Source organism: Nocardioides sp. AE5 (assembly GCF_031844485.1).
Classification (GTDB): domain Bacteria; phylum Actinomycetota; class Actinomycetes; order Propionibacteriales; family Nocardioidaceae; genus Nocardioides.
Window position 1 is genome coordinate 39,978 of sequence record NZ_JAUZVI010000016.1, and the last position, 13,802, is coordinate 53,779.

Genomic DNA, 13,802 nt, shown 5'->3' on the forward strand with positions numbered 1-13,802 from the left:
CGTCACGTTGGGTGTGACTATTGAGGATTGCAAGATCACTGTCAACGGGATCGGGCGAAGTCGTAACCAAAAGGATGCAGAACACCATCCCGGACATGTCGGGCATGCCACGAGGAGGCCGTTGCGGCCAATGGGTTCCGCACCCCAAACCGGGGCGGGACGGGTCAGCTGGCGGGCGGTCCGACCAGCAGCGCGAGGCCGAAGAGGGCCACGACCGCGACCAGTGCCGCGGCCAGTCCGCGGGCCGGGTTGCGCACCAGGAGCCCGGTTGCCTTCTCGGCGACGGTGGCGGGCGCATCCGAGCGGAGGCGCCACCCAGCGGCGAACCAGCCCTTGCGCTCGGCGGCCAGGTCGAACCAGACGGTGAAGAACGGGGGCACCGCGGCGAGCAGGCCGATCACGGTACGCCGCAGCGGCCAGCGCTGGTCGATGCCGACCACGACCGTGGCCAGGCAGTAGGCGACGAAGACGAAGCCGTGCAGGGCACCGCCGATGCGGACCCCCATCTCGGTCGTCTCGGTGACGTACTTGAGGAACATCCCGCCCAGCAGCGCCGCCCAGGTGATCGCCTCGGCGACGGCGACGATGCGGAAGAGTCGCTGTGGGCTCACGAGAAGACCCGCTCGGCGAGGCCGGTGAAGAAGCCCAGCCCGTCGGTGCCGGGGCCGGTCAACTCCTCGATCGCGTGCTCGGGGTGCGGCATCAGGCCGACCACGTTGCCGGCCTCGTTGGTGACGCCGGCGATGTCGCGCAGCGATCCGTTGGGGTTGCCGCCCAGGTAGCGGGCCACCACCTGGCCCTCGCCCTCGAGCCGGTCCAGGGTGGCCTCGTCGGCGACGTACGACCCCTCACCGTTCTTGAGGACCACGGTGATCTCAGCGTCCGCGGCGTACGACGAGGTCCACGGCGTGCGGTTGTTCTCGATGCGCAGCGCCTGGTCCTTGCAGACGAACTTGCGGTGGTCGTTGCGGATCAGCGCACCGGGCAGCAGGTGGGACTCGCACAGGATCTGGAAGCCGTTGCAGATGCCGAGCACGGGCATCCCCTTGCCGGCCGCCTCGATGACGCTGGTCATCACCGGGGAGAAGCGGGAGATGGCGCCGCAGCGCAGGTAGTCGCCGTACGAGAAGCCCCCAGGCAGGACCACGGCGTCCACTCGCTTGAGGTCCTCCTCGCCGTGCCACAGGGCCACGGCCTCGTTGCCGCCGAGGCGGACCGCGCGCTGTGCGTCGACGTCGTCGAGCGAGCCGGGGAAGGTGACCACCCCGATCTTCATGCCCGGCCACCCTCGACGCGGACGGTGTAGTCCTCGATCACGGGGTTGGAGAGCAGCGTGCCGGCGATCTTCTCGATCTCGGCCAGCAGGTCCTCGGTGAGCTCGCCGTCGACCTGGAGCTCGAACCGCTTGCCCTGGCGGACGTCCGCGATGCCCTCGAAGCCCAGGCGGGGCAGGGCTCCGTGCACTGCCTTGCCCTGCGGGTCGAGGATTTCCGGCTTGAGCATGACGTCGACGACGACTCGGGCCACGAGAGGCTCCTTGGGGCGAGGCTGGGCAAGAAGATGGGTGGTGCTGCTGGCACCAGTCTAGGCGTGCGGGGCCCGACCAGGCCGGTCGGGCCCCGCACTCCCCGGGCAGGTGCCGGGTCAGATCAGGTCGCGTCCGGAGCGACGCGCCTCGGCCCACTCGGAGAAGAACGCCTTGCCGATCACGCCGAGCACGATGGCCACCACGAGCGGCCAGACCAGCACATAGGCAGTGAGCAGGATGGTGGAGAGTTCCATCAGTTCCCTCCCTTCGCGCTCAGGACCGGATCGTCGTCCGGGTCGGCCTCGTCGAAGTCACCGGTCCGCTGGCGGATCAGCGCGAAATCGAACTCGCTGCGGGAGTTCACGCTCATCGCGAAGCAGACGATGGTGCTCACGGCGTACGCGACCAGCGACCCGCTCAGGGTTGCGTAGTCATGCAGGAAGCCGATCACGAACGGCGCCGACGCGAGGGCGGCGACGCCGCCGACTCCCAGGGCGACCCGCCTGCCGAAGAAGCCGAAGGCCATCAGCCCGAGCACCACGCCGATGCCCACCACGTTGAGCAGGTCCACGATGATGCCGGTGACGCCGTCCATCGAGATCCACGCGAAGCGGATCGGGATGAAGGCGGCCAGGGCCAGGACCACCGACGTGGTGAAGGCCGCGTTGGTGACCTTGTCCCAGTAGAAGCTGGCGATCACCGGGAAGACGAGCGCGCCCCACAGGGCACCGACGAAGACCAGCAGGTCCAAGATGTCGAGTTGCAGCGAGGCCAGCGCGATCGCGGCCGCCGTGGCCAGGACCATGGTGATCCGGCCGATCAGCAGCATCGTGCGCGGGTTGGCGTTCTCCTTGCCGGCAATGTTCTGGCCATAGATGTCGGCCATCACGATCGAGGAGAGCGCGGCCAGGTCGGAGTCCGCCGTGGAGGAGAGCGCTCCGATGATCATCACGAAGAAGAGCACCAGCAGGATGATCGGCAGATAGCTCGACGCCATCTGCGGCACGATGTTGTTGGTGTCCCCGTCCAGCGGCTCGATGCCGAGGTAGAGCGCGAGCACGCCAAGCATGCCGACGCCGATCACCATCGCGCCGTAGCCGACGGTGGCGGTGATGAAGGTCGGCTTGATCAGGTCCTCACGGACCGCGAAGAGGCGCTGCGCGATCGTCTGGTTGCCGATCGCATAGGCCAGCACGGCCGCGATGTACGGCGCACCCTGCTGCAGGAACGCCTCGCTGGAGAAGAAGTTCGACTGGTGCGCAGTCAGGTTGCCGGCGCCAGTCTCGAACGCTGCCGGGAAGCCGGCGGCGAAGAAGATGAACGGCACGATGATCGCCACCGCACCGAGCATCGCGGCGACCTGGACGAAGTCGGTCAGCACCGAGGCGCGGAATCCGGACCACAACGAGTAGAGGAGCACGCCGAGGGCCACGATGAAGACGCCCTGGACGAAGTTGAACGGCGAGAGCAGTGCGATCAGCAGGCCACCGGCCAGGAAGTTCGACATCAGGCTGATCAGCGAGCCGACCACGTTGGACCCGGCGAGCAGCAACTGGCTCGAGGCACCGTGGCGGGCGTGCATCACTTCGGCCAGGGTGTGCGCCTTGGGCGCCACCGTGCGGATCCGCTTGCCGAAGGGATAGATGAACAGGATCATCAGCGCTCCCCACAGCCCGTAGTGGATCGGGCCGGAGATGCCGTAGGTGTATCCCGAGGTGGCCGAGGCGTACATCGAGGACGCCCAGATCCAGGTCGCGGTCATGCTTGCCGCGGAGATACCGAAGCCGATGTTGTTGCCGGCGGTCATGTAGCCGTCGGCGTTCTCCTGCTTCTTGCTGATCCGGAGGGAGATCCAGAAGGTCCCTCCATAGAAGACGATGAGCAGCAGCACCACCAACGGGATGCTGAACTGCTCCATGTCGGACGCGTTCAACGCGTCACCTCCCTGTGTGTCAGGAGTGGACGGATGGACTGGTCTCGGTCCAGTGGCCCTGCCTCTTCTTTGTTGTGTTATACAAGTTTCATGGGTCAACGCCCCGGACCATAACAGAGCGCGCGCCAAAGGGCCTCCCGGAGCGGGAAGCGCCCGCAGGGAGGGTGTCCGACCTCACAACCAGACCGGCGTACGACGACTCAGGCCTGGTCCGGCTCCGCATCGAGGACTGGCGTGCCGAGCACCCGGCAGGCTTGCAGCGCCAGGGCGAGGTCGAGGCGGTCCTCGGACAGCGGGCGACCGCGCTCCGCGGCGGCCTTCTCCAGCCGGTATTTCACGCTGTTGCGGTGGAGCATCAACTCCTCGGCCGCCTGCACATAACTGCCACTGAGCTGGAAGACCCGCACCGTCTCACGCAGCCGTGCCGCGGCCTCGGTGTCCACGGCCAGCTTGCCGAGCACGGAACGGACCCAGTCCCGCGTGGTGGCCAGGTCGCGGGCGAGCACGGCCACCACGGCCATGGCATCCTCGCCGTGGCCGACCACCCGGGAGAGTTGGGTCGCGCCCAGTTGCGGGACCACCCGGACCCGCCTCGCCTCGGCCAGGGTGCGCGCGAACCCCTCCACCCCGGACCGTCCCTCGCCCAGGGCCACCCGGACCGCCGAGTCGGGCGGCACCAGCGCCCGGATCCGGTCCAGGTCGGGCCGGGGGTACGGCAGGCGCACCCAGACCCACGCCGTGCTGCGGTCGATCGGCTTGAAGAAGGGCGGCCCGTCGCCCCCGAGGGCAGCCGCGACCTTGTCGGCGAACTCGCGCAACCCGTCGATCCAGTCCACCGCCTGGTGGGCACCCTCCACCCAGACCACCGCGGCAACGTGGCGGCCGTGGAGCCGGTATCCGCAGGTACGCCGGAACTGCTCGGGGTCGACCGGTTCGCCGTCGAGCACCCGCTGCACCAGGTGGGAGACCTGGTCGGCGTTGCGCATCAACTGCGCCTGCCGCTCGGCCTCGTGGACGTCGATCACCTCGCGGGTGATCCAGTCGACATAGCGGTGCAACCACCCTGCCATGTGGTGCAGCAGCCGCAGCTTCACCTCGGGCGCACAGTCGAGGCGCTCGATCTCCTCGAAGATCTCGGCGAGCAGGTCGTCGCTGCCGATGTGGTAGGCCCGGCGCAGCGGCGCCGAGGAGATCCCGGCCTGGGCCAGGCGTACGGCGTACTCCGTGGCTGCGGTCGCGACCTGGACGTGCTCGATCGGGATCTCGTTGACCAGCATGTGCACGATGGTGGAGATGTTCCCCTCCACCGAGGCGTGCAGCATGCCGACGAGCTCGGGGTCGTCGAGCACTTCGATCGCGTCCTCGATCGCCGCGTTCATGCTGCGGTTCAACTCGGCCGATCTGGCCTGCAACGCCTCGCCGACCCGCACCGCGAGCACCTGCACCTTCGCGGCACCGGGGTCACCGTCGGCGACCAGGCGCCGCTTCAGGAAGTCGGTCACGACGGCCGCGACCGCCCTCGCTCCAGTGCGCCCAGCGCCGACTGCGCCGCGTTCCAGCCACACATCCCGTGCGCACCGGCACCGGGAGGAGTCGCCGCGGAGCAGAGGTAGAGGCCCGGCGCCCCCAGCGCATAGGGGTTCGGCGTCGCCCGCGGCCGGAAGACCAGTTGCAGGGCGTCGTTCGCCCCGGTCACCACGTCACCGCCGACATAGTTGGCATTGTGCGCCGCCATCGCCACGGTGCCCCGCACGTGCCGGGCCAGCACCCGGTCACGGAATCCGGGCGCGAACCGCTCGATCTGCGCCTCGATGGCCTCGCACGGGTCGCCGGTCCAGCCGTGCGGCACATGGGCATAGGCATAGAGCGGCACCACGCCGTCGGCGCCGCGGGAAGGATCGGCCACGAACTGCTGGCCGACCAGGACGAAGGGCCGCTCCGGCATCCGGCCACGGTGCACCTCCCGCTCCGCGAGCGCGATCTCCTCCAGCGTGCCGCCGACATGCACGGTGCCGGCCAGCCGCGACTCCTCGTGGAGCCACGGCACACCGCCCTCGACGGCGAATTCGACCTTGGCCGCGCCGGGTCCGTGGCGATAGCGGCGCAGCGCCCGGGCCACCCGGGGCGGGATCCGGTCCCCCGCGATCCGGGCCGCCGCGGCCGGGGCCACGTCGAGCATGACCAGGTCCGCGTCGTCGAACTCGTCGAGCGAGGTGACCGTGACACCGGTGTGCACCTTGCCCCCGGCCTGCTCGAGCATCGAGACGACGGCGCGGGCGATCGCCTGCGATCCGCCCTGTGCCACCGGCCACCCATAGCGGTGCGCAGCCGTGCCCAGCGCGATCCCGATCGCCGAGGAGACCGGCGACCCGAAGGGGCGCATCGCGTGCGCGGCCACCCCCGCGAAGAGTGCCTTGCCCTCCGCGGTCGACCAACGCCGGGCCAGCAGGTTGGCCGGCATCGCGGAGAGCGCACCGAACCGGGCCAGCTTGAACGGGTGCGCCGGGAGATGGAGCATCGGGCGCAGGAAGTCCTCGGCGATGTCACCGAACCGCGGCTCCAACCAGCCGAAGACCTGCTGCCATCCCCGCCCGTCGACGCCGAGCCCCTGCGCAGTCCGGTCCACCGACTGCCACGCGGCCGCCCCGCCTCCCCCGTCCAGGGGATGCGCATACTGCACCTCGGGCCAGAGCCAGCGCAGGCCATGTTCGGCCAGGTCGAAGCGACGGGAGAACGGCGTGTCCACGGCCAGCGGGTGGAAGCCCGAGCACTCGTCGTGGAGCAGGCCCGGCAGCGTCAATTCGCTGCTGCGGGTGCCGCCGCCGACCTGGTCCGCGGCCTCGAGGACCTGCACCTCGACACCGGCAGCGGCGAGGGTGAGGGCGGCAGCGAGCCCGTTGGGCCCGCTGCCGACCACCACCGCCTTCGTCATGTAGTGACCTTCCCACCTCGCCGGGAGCCACGTCGAGCATTCATCTCGCCGACGCGCGGCTGGGGCACCGGGATGTTCACCTCGCCGGCCGGCACATAGCCCTCCATCCGCCAGGTCACCTCGTGCGGGATCGGTCCGTTCGGGATCCACGGCTGCTCGGCGACCGCGTCACGGACGTCGTACTGCCCGCGCTCCACGACGCCGAGCGCAGCGTCGACGACTCGGTATTGCACGGTGAAGGTGTTGATCGGCTGCGACTCGGTGAAGGCCATCACCATCTCGCCGGGCTCGAAGTGGCAGCGCTCCTGGACCGCCGCAATGGTCCGCTCGTCGAAGAGGTGCCCGTCCCCGAACTGCCAGCCAACCAGGACGGTGCAGACGACCTCGCCCTCGCGGAGGCGGTAGTTCTCCATCCGGTCCAGGTGGCGCTGCAGCAGGGAGAGGTGCATCCGGCCGTGGCTGTGCATGGACCGGAAGGCGACGCACTTCTGCAGGAAGATCTCCGCGACCTCGGGGCCATAGAGCTTGGCCAGTTGCTTGTGCTGGATGTCCATCTTCTTGACCAGCCCGGTGTCCAGCTTCTCCTCGCAGTCGTTCATCCGGAAGGCGATCGTGCCCGACGCCCAGTTGCCGGCGTACTGCCGCATCGAGATCAGGAACGAGACCCACTCCGGCTTGAGGTTGCCCAGGATCGGCCCGGTCAGGAAGAGGACCAGCGCCGCGGCCAGGATCCACCCGTTGGAGAAGTCGAGCACCGAATAGCCGTCCCCGGCGAAGAAGCCACCGAAGAGGAACGGGGTGACGAAGATGAAGAAGATGTTCCACTCCAGCGGCACCGCCAGCGGATAGGTCGAGTAGATGAAGAAGTGGAAGAACATCATCGCGCCGATCGCCAGCCAGGTGAGGGTCGCGTTCGTGGAGAAGAGCAGCACCAGGGGCAGCGCGAACTCGACCACGGTGCCGCCCAGGTGGGCCCATCCAGAGGCCACCTTGGTGGGCAGCAGGTCCTCGTTCTCGACGTCGCGATAGAGGGTCCGCTTGAATCGCTTCGAGGTCAGCCACGGGGTGTTCGACATCATCGCCTGCACCACCAGGGTGGTGTGCCGGCCCAGCTTGGAGACGGAGGCGCCGAGCCAGATGGTGACCATCGCGAGCTTGGCCACCAGGATCATGTCGACGTGGTTGGCGAGCACACCGAAGGCCAGCAGCACCACGGCGTACTGCTCCGGCCGGGCGGCCAGGAACGGGACGCGGTCACGGAGCCCAAGCAGGACCAGCAGGCCGACGTACGTCGCCAGCGCCCAGCCGGCCACCAGGCCCGCTTCGCTGTACGCCGCACCGCCACCGACGCCGGGCGCCACCAGCATGTAGACCAGCGTCGCCACGGCGGCCAGGTAGAGCACCACGTCGAAGGGCGTGCGCGTGTTGCCGCGGGTCAGCGGCACCTTGTCCGGCCACGGTGGCAGCCGCAGCGTGCCGGGCTTCGTCCAGTAGCGGTAGCCGCCCATCAGCGGACCGAACTTGAAGGCCAGCGGCCCCCACGAGGCGGCGTGCCCGGTGAACTCCCAGAGCACGATCCAGACCATCAGCTTCTGGTAGACGATCAGTTCGCCCCACCAGCCACCGAGGTCGGTCAGGCCGATCCCCGGCGTGGTCAGCCCGACCACCAGCCAGCCGCCGACCAGGAAGACGACCGTCTTGACCAGGTAGAGCATGTGCATCTGCTTGGGGCCGCCGAAGCCGTAATCGGCCCAGTGCACGGCCAGGATGCGCATCCGGTCGAGGACCGGCATCCTTTCGAACTCGGCCGGATCGATCGGTGGCATGTCTGCGGTCTTGAATCCCACGGGAGGCTCCTTCTCTTGGGTGGGTACGCCGGATCGGCGCAGCAGTGTCCGGCACGACGGCCGGGCGACCAGTCGCGTTGTCGGGGGTGGATGCGCGGGAGTCCCTCAGGCCGGTTGGCCGGTCAACTCCTTGCGCAGGGTGGGCTTGTCGATCTTGCCGACGGGGTTCTTCGGCAACGCCTCGACGATGTGCACCCGCTCGGGGACCTTTGTCCTGGTCAGGGTGCGGCGACAGTGTTCGATGAGGTCGTCCTCGGTCAGTGCCGAGTCCGGGTAGAGGCTGGCGAAGGCGACCGGGACCTCGCCGAGGAGTTCGTCGGGCCGGCCGATGACGGCGGCTTCCAGGACTCCCTCGGCGGAGGCGAGGACTGCCTCGATCTCCTTGGGGTAGATGTTCTCCCCGCCGCGGATCACCATGTCCTTGAGGCGGTCGACGATGCTGAGGTAGCCGTCCTCGTCGAGCACGCCGACGTCACCGGTGCGCAGCCAACCGTCGACGATGGTCTCGGCGGTCGCCTCGGGCCGGTTCAGGTAGCCGCGCATCACCGTGGGGCCACTGATCTGCACCTCGCCCCGTTCGCCGGCAGGCACCACCTGGCCGTCGGCGTCGACGATCCTGATCCGTTGCCCCGGGAGCGCCGGTCCCACGGTGCCGAGCTTCCGTACGCCGTCGACCGGGTTGCATGCCGAGGCGCAGGTGCCCTCGGTGAGGCCGTATCCCTCGACGATCTCGAAGCCGTAGCGCTCGCGGGAGCGGATCAGCAACTCACGCGAGACCGGCGCCGCCCCGCAGACCACGAACCGCAGCGAGGAGGTGTCGGGCTGGACGTCGGAGGGAAGCGAGGCGAGCAGCGCATAGATGGTCGGCACGGCCGAGAAGTACGTCGGTCGCAGCCGCTCGACCTGCTCGAAGAACCGGCTCGCGGAGAACTGGCCGGTGATGCTCACCTGTCCGCCCACGCGCGCCGGGGCGAGCACGCTGACCATCAGGGCATTGACGTGGAAGAGCGGCAGGATGAGCAGGCAGTGGTCGTCCTCGGTGAGCCCGAGGTGGGTGGCCATCGTCTCCGACATCGCCTCGACGTGGCGGTGTTCCTGCATCACGCCCTTGGGCTTGCCGGTCGAGCCGCTGGTGTAGATCAGCAGGGCCAGGTCGTCGTCGGCCAGGTCCACGGGGTCAGCGCCCTGCCCGGTGCGGGTGGTGCGCATGTCGTCGACCGCGATCGTCGCGACGCCGCCGTTCGGCGCACCCGGTCCCTCGTTGAGGACCAGCCGGGCCCCGGCGTCGCCGATCTGGTAGCCGGCCTCGGCCTCGGTGAAGACCGGGTTGACCGGCGTGACCGCGGCCCCGAGGCGCCAGGCGGCGAAGATCGCCACCACCAGTTCGACCCGGTTCGACAGCACGATGGCCACCACGTCGCCGCGTCCGATGCCGTGCTCGGCGAGTTGCTCGGCGAATGCCTCGACCCGGTCGGCGAACTGTCCGTGGGTCAGCTCGGTCCGGTCGTCACGGAGACCGGGGCGCTCAGCGCGGGATCGACCGGCTTCGCTCCAGGGCAGGTACGCGAACATCGAACTCCTCTTCGGCTCGCTGTGACTGGCGTCACGTGATGCGTGACACAGGACACTAGTGAGCACCCAGAGGCATTCCTACGGCTCCCCGGGACGAAGATGCCGCGCATCGTTGTGCATTTCGCACAACGATGCGCGGCATCGTACGCGGGTCAGGAGAGTTCGCGCTTGAGGATCTTCCCGGTGGAGGTCATCGGCAGGGCGTCGACGAACTCGACGATGCGCGGGTACTTGTACGCCGCGAACTGCTCCTTGCCCCAGGCCACGAGTTCGTCCTCGGTGACGGTGGCCCCGTCGTTGCGGATCACCACGGCCTTGATCTCCTCACCGTGGCTGTCGTGCGGGACGCCGATCACCGCGGCCAGACTGACGTCGGGGTGCGTCATCAGCACCTCCTCGATCTCGCGCGGATAGACGTTGTACCCGCCGCGCAGGATCATGTCCTTCGAGCGGTCGACGATGTAGTAGTAGCCGTCGGCGTCCTTGCGGGCCAGGTCGCCGGAGCGGAACCAGCCGTCGCGGATCGCTTCTTCCGTGGCCTCGGGGCGACCGTAGTAGCCCTTCATGATGTTGGGCCCCTTGATCGCGATCTCGCCGATCACGTCGTCGCCGGCGGGGCTGTCGCTCCAGTCGTCGTTGATCAGCTTCATCTCCACGCCCGGGATCGGCTTGCCGATCGAGCCGACGACCGGGTCCTCACCGCGCACCGAGAAGGAGGCGACCGGGGAGGTCTCGGAGAGGCCGTAGCCCTCCAGGATGGTGACGCCGAAGCGCTCCTTGAAGTTCTTGTGCACCTCGACCGGGAGCGCCGAGCCGCCCGCCGCCGCGATCCGCAGGTTGGCGGCCAGGGTGGCGACGTCGACGCCCTCGTCCAGGGCGCCGAGAAGGCCCCAGTACATCGTCGGTACGCCGGCGAAGAAGGTCACCTTCTCCTTCAGCATCAACCCGAGCGCGGCCTGGGCCTCGAACCTGGGCAGCATCACCACGGTGCCGCCGAAGGCGAAGGCGCTGTTCTGGATCACGGTCTGGCCGAACGAGTGGAAGAGCGGCAGCACGCACAGGTAGGTGTCGGGGTTGGCGGCGTCCGCGCCGAAGAGGTCCGCGCCGGCCAGGGCGTTGGAGAGCATGTTGGAGTGCATCAACTCAGCGCCCTTGGGCTGGCCGGTGGTGCCGGAGGTGTAGAGGATCACGGCGGTGTCGGAGTCGTCGGTGGCCACGGTGTCGAAGGCCGGCGACTGGCCGGCGACGGCGGCGCCGAAGGTCTCGGTGCCCTCGATCGGCGAGGCGGCTGCCGGGTCGGCGGTGATCACGAAGAAGGAGTCACACCCCTCGGCCTGCGCGAAGCCGGCGCTGCCCTCGGCCGCCATCGGAAGGTCCGGCGTACCTTCGAAGCAGAAGTAGGCCTTCGCGTCCGAGTCGTCGAGGTGGTAGGCCACCTCGCGCCCCTTGAGCAGCACGTTGAGCGGCACCACGACCGCCCCGGCCTTGAGGATGCCGAAGTAGATGATCGTGAAGTAGGGCAGGTTCGGGCAGCTCAGCGCGACCTTGTCGCCCGGCTGGATGCCACGCTCGACCAACAGGTTGGCGACCTGGTTGGCTGCCCCATTGACCTGGGCGTAGTTGAGGCGGGTCTCGCCGAGCACGACGGCGTCACGCTCGGGGAAGTCACGGGCGGAGTTCTCCAACAGGGATGCAAGGTTCATGGGTCGAACCTACCCCCCGGTAGGGGCCGATCACAGGGCACGCGCCCACTCGTTGGCGATCAACCGGTCGGCGTCAACCGGAAGACCCTGATCTCTCGGTCGGTGCGGGTGCGGTAGTTGGCGTACACGGGCGTCACCTCGACCATCAGCGCGTACGCCGCCTCGGCTCCTGGGTCCGGCTCAGCAGGCCGTCGGGATTGCCCCATCTGACGTCAGGGATCTGGGTCATGGACCCACTATCCCCTCGAACGGACCAGTTCCACACCCCGGTTCGCCAACTCGTCGGCACGTTCGTTGCCGGGGTCGCCCGAGTGCCCTTTCACCCAGACCCAGTGCACGGTGTGCCGGGAGACCTCGGCGTCCAGCGCCTGCCACAATTCGACGTTCTTGACCGGCTTCTTCGCTGCGGTCTTCCAGCCGTTCCGTTTCCAACCAGCGATCCACGACTTCATCCCGTTCATCACGTACGACGAATCCACGTGGAGAGTGACCGCGCACGGCTTGGTCAGCGCCTTGAGCCCCTCGATCACCGCGGTGAGCTCCATCTGGTTGTTGGTGGTCAACGGCTCTCCACCGAAGAGTTCCCGCTCGTGCTCGCCGAAGCGCATCCACGCACCCCAACCGCCGACACCCGGATTGCCCTTGCAGGCCCCGTCGGTCCACATCTCGACCTGAGGCATGTCCGGATGTGCGGTGGCCTGATCCATGCGGGAGAGGTTATCCGTCACACCGCCTGGGCGTCCGGTCGGGCACGGTCAAGCGGCGTCGATCTCGACGTCGGCCCAGATGATGTCGCAGCCGGGACCTATGAGGGCGTGTCCGGTTGCCTCGTCGAGGTGGTGGGTGCCGGTGTCGTCAACGAGGTAGTGCCGGTTGTGTGGGGTCCGCCAGACAAATGTGCCTGGCTTGAGTTGTCGGACCAAGAATCCGGCATGCGTTTTCACCCGATGGGCGTATCGGGACAGGGGCGCGGCGTTGTGGGTGCCAGTCTGCCCCGGCGGCGCCGGACCCGTGCCCGTGCTCGCATGCTGGTAGGGCGTGATGTGGTCGATGTCGATCCCGGTACGTCGGTCGGCGCGTGTGGAGTGGGGGAATGGTTCGACGGGATGGATCAGGTGGATCCGTTCGCGTAACCATGGGGGATGTTCGTAGGCGTTGATGCTGGTGTGGTCGTTGAGGTCGATCACCGGCTTGACCGTGACATGCGCGGCACCAGTGATCTCTTTGACCTGGTGGTAGAGGCGGGGGCCACCGCCGTCCTCGATCCGCGCCACACCTGCTCCGGCTCCGGTGAGGGCTGCTTGGTGGAGGTGGATGTAGACGACGGCTTGGGGGCGGAGTTTGGCCGGGTCGATGCTGCGCAGCACTTCCAGGAGGCGGGCGGGGAACCCCCGGACCCAGCCGGCACCCGGCTCTTCCAGCTCGCCCGGCTCGGGGTCGTCAGCAGGGTCAGGATGCGCAGGCTCGTCGGGCACGTCGGCTGGTGCCGCCTCGGCGTCGAGGAGCAGGGCCAACAACTCGGCGGGGCGGGCCAGCCACCCGAACGCTTCGGAGCGGCGTAGGTCCAGGTCCCGCGCCGGGGCACCGGCCGCAGCGTCCTGGGCGGCGAGGATGTCAGCGATCCTTCCGATCAGGGCGTCCACCCAGATCGCGTCGCCGTGTTCGACCCGGGCGATCACGTTCCGTAACCCCGCCTCATCCACCCGCCCCACCGACACATACCGGCGGGCACGTTCGGTGGCGATGCGCCGGGCGTGCTCCTCGGGGTTCGCCTCGATGATCTTCGCCTCCACCAGAGTGAACACCCGGCTGGGCTGCTCACCCGCGAGGGCCTCGGCGACGGCGGCATCCACATAGCCGGCTTCGGGCTGGGTGAGGTGGTGGGTCATCCGCGCCACCCGACGTGCCACCCAGATCTCACATTCCAACGCCTGCACGGTCTGCCAACAGCGCGGGAGACGGTGGATCAAGTCCAGCACATCGGCCATCACGGACCGGGTTGCCAACGGATGCGTACGACGGCACAACGCCAACTCCGCCAGGCACAGGTCCTGCACCGGCGGCGTACCGGCGCCGCCGACCTGGACCAGCCGCGGACCACCGGGCACCTCCGGCACCGGACGCGCGCCGTGGATCACCGCCCACTGGGCACAGGTCTCCAAGTCGTCCAGATCAACCCGACGACGCTTGAGCAGCGTGGACTCCGCGAAAGCCAACAAGGCCTCCGCATCCAGGTTCCACGTGCTCAACTCTGCCATGCCAACCACTCAACCAGAGGGGTCCGACA

General features: G+C 68.5%; 13 protein-coding genes. All 13 read right to left on the bottom strand.

The window, feature by feature from the left end; all coding sequences use genetic code 11:
- Positions 1–164: 164 nt before the first annotated feature.
- The gene (locus Q9R27_RS18025) at positions 165–611 is read right to left on the bottom strand and encodes a DUF3817 domain-containing protein (protein WP_311253798.1); all 447 of its coding nucleotides are present in this window, start codon (positions 609–611) and stop codon (positions 165–167) included.
- Entirely contained in the window at positions 608–1,276 is a 669-nt protein-coding gene (gene purQ, locus Q9R27_RS18030; RefSeq protein WP_311253799.1) for a phosphoribosylformylglycinamidine synthase subunit PurQ, read from the bottom strand. Before purQ ends, Q9R27_RS18025 begins: the two co-directional genes overlap by 4 nt.
- Positions 1,273–1,527 (bottom strand): phosphoribosylformylglycinamidine synthase subunit PurS, encoded by a 255-nt coding sequence (purS, locus tag Q9R27_RS18035; protein ID WP_311253800.1) that lies wholly within the window; start codon positions 1,525–1,527, stop codon positions 1,273–1,275. Before purS ends, purQ begins: the two co-directional genes overlap by 4 nt.
- 117 nt (positions 1,528–1,644) lie before the next feature.
- On the bottom strand, positions 1,645–1,782 hold the full coding sequence (locus Q9R27_RS18040; protein WP_311253801.1) for a putative transporter small subunit: 138 nt from the start codon (positions 1,780–1,782) through the stop codon (positions 1,645–1,647).
- Positions 1,782–3,446, bottom strand: a complete 1,665-nt coding sequence (locus tag Q9R27_RS18045) for a sodium:solute symporter family transporter (RefSeq protein ID WP_311253802.1) — start codon at positions 3,444–3,446, stop codon at positions 1,782–1,784. The genes Q9R27_RS18040 and Q9R27_RS18045 overlap by 1 nt, the downstream gene beginning before the upstream one ends.
- 215 nt (positions 3,447–3,661) lie before the next feature.
- Positions 3,662–4,963 (bottom strand): helix-turn-helix domain-containing protein, encoded by a 1,302-nt coding sequence (locus tag Q9R27_RS18050; RefSeq protein ID WP_311253803.1) that lies wholly within the window; start codon positions 4,961–4,963, stop codon positions 3,662–3,664.
- Positions 4,960–6,393 carry an NAD(P)/FAD-dependent oxidoreductase gene (locus Q9R27_RS18055; protein ID WP_311253804.1) on the bottom strand — a complete coding sequence of 478 codons (1,434 nt, stop codon included), beginning with the start codon at positions 6,391–6,393 and terminating at the stop codon, positions 4,960–4,962. Before Q9R27_RS18055 ends, Q9R27_RS18050 begins: the two co-directional genes overlap by 4 nt.
- Positions 6,390–8,240, bottom strand: a complete 1,851-nt coding sequence (locus Q9R27_RS18060; RefSeq protein ID WP_311253805.1) for a DUF3556 domain-containing protein — start codon at positions 8,238–8,240, stop codon at positions 6,390–6,392. Before Q9R27_RS18060 ends, Q9R27_RS18055 begins: the two co-directional genes overlap by 4 nt.
- Positions 8,241–8,345: 105 nt before the next feature.
- Positions 8,346–9,812, bottom strand: coding sequence for an AMP-binding protein (locus tag Q9R27_RS18065; RefSeq protein WP_311253806.1), 1,467 nt, complete (start codon positions 9,810–9,812; stop codon positions 8,346–8,348).
- Positions 9,813–9,964: 152 nt separating this feature from the next.
- Positions 9,965–11,515 (bottom strand): long-chain fatty acid--CoA ligase, encoded by a 1,551-nt coding sequence (locus tag Q9R27_RS18070; protein WP_311253807.1) that lies wholly within the window; start codon positions 11,513–11,515, stop codon positions 9,965–9,967.
- 59 nt (positions 11,516–11,574) lie between these two features.
- A complete protein-coding gene (locus Q9R27_RS18075) occupies positions 11,575–11,721 on the bottom strand; it encodes a hypothetical protein (protein ID WP_311253808.1) in 147 nt (48 codons plus the stop codon).
- A 30-nt stretch (positions 11,722–11,751) separates the two neighbouring features.
- Entirely contained in the window at positions 11,752–12,222 is a 471-nt protein-coding gene (gene rnhA / locus Q9R27_RS18080) for a ribonuclease HI (protein ID WP_311253809.1), read from the bottom strand.
- A 48-nt stretch (positions 12,223–12,270) separates the two neighbouring features.
- Positions 12,271–13,773: a hypothetical protein gene (locus tag Q9R27_RS18085; RefSeq protein ID WP_311253810.1), complete on the bottom strand. Its 1,503-nt coding sequence runs from the start codon at positions 13,771–13,773 to the stop codon at positions 12,271–12,273.
- Positions 13,774–13,802 lie beyond the last annotated feature (29 nt).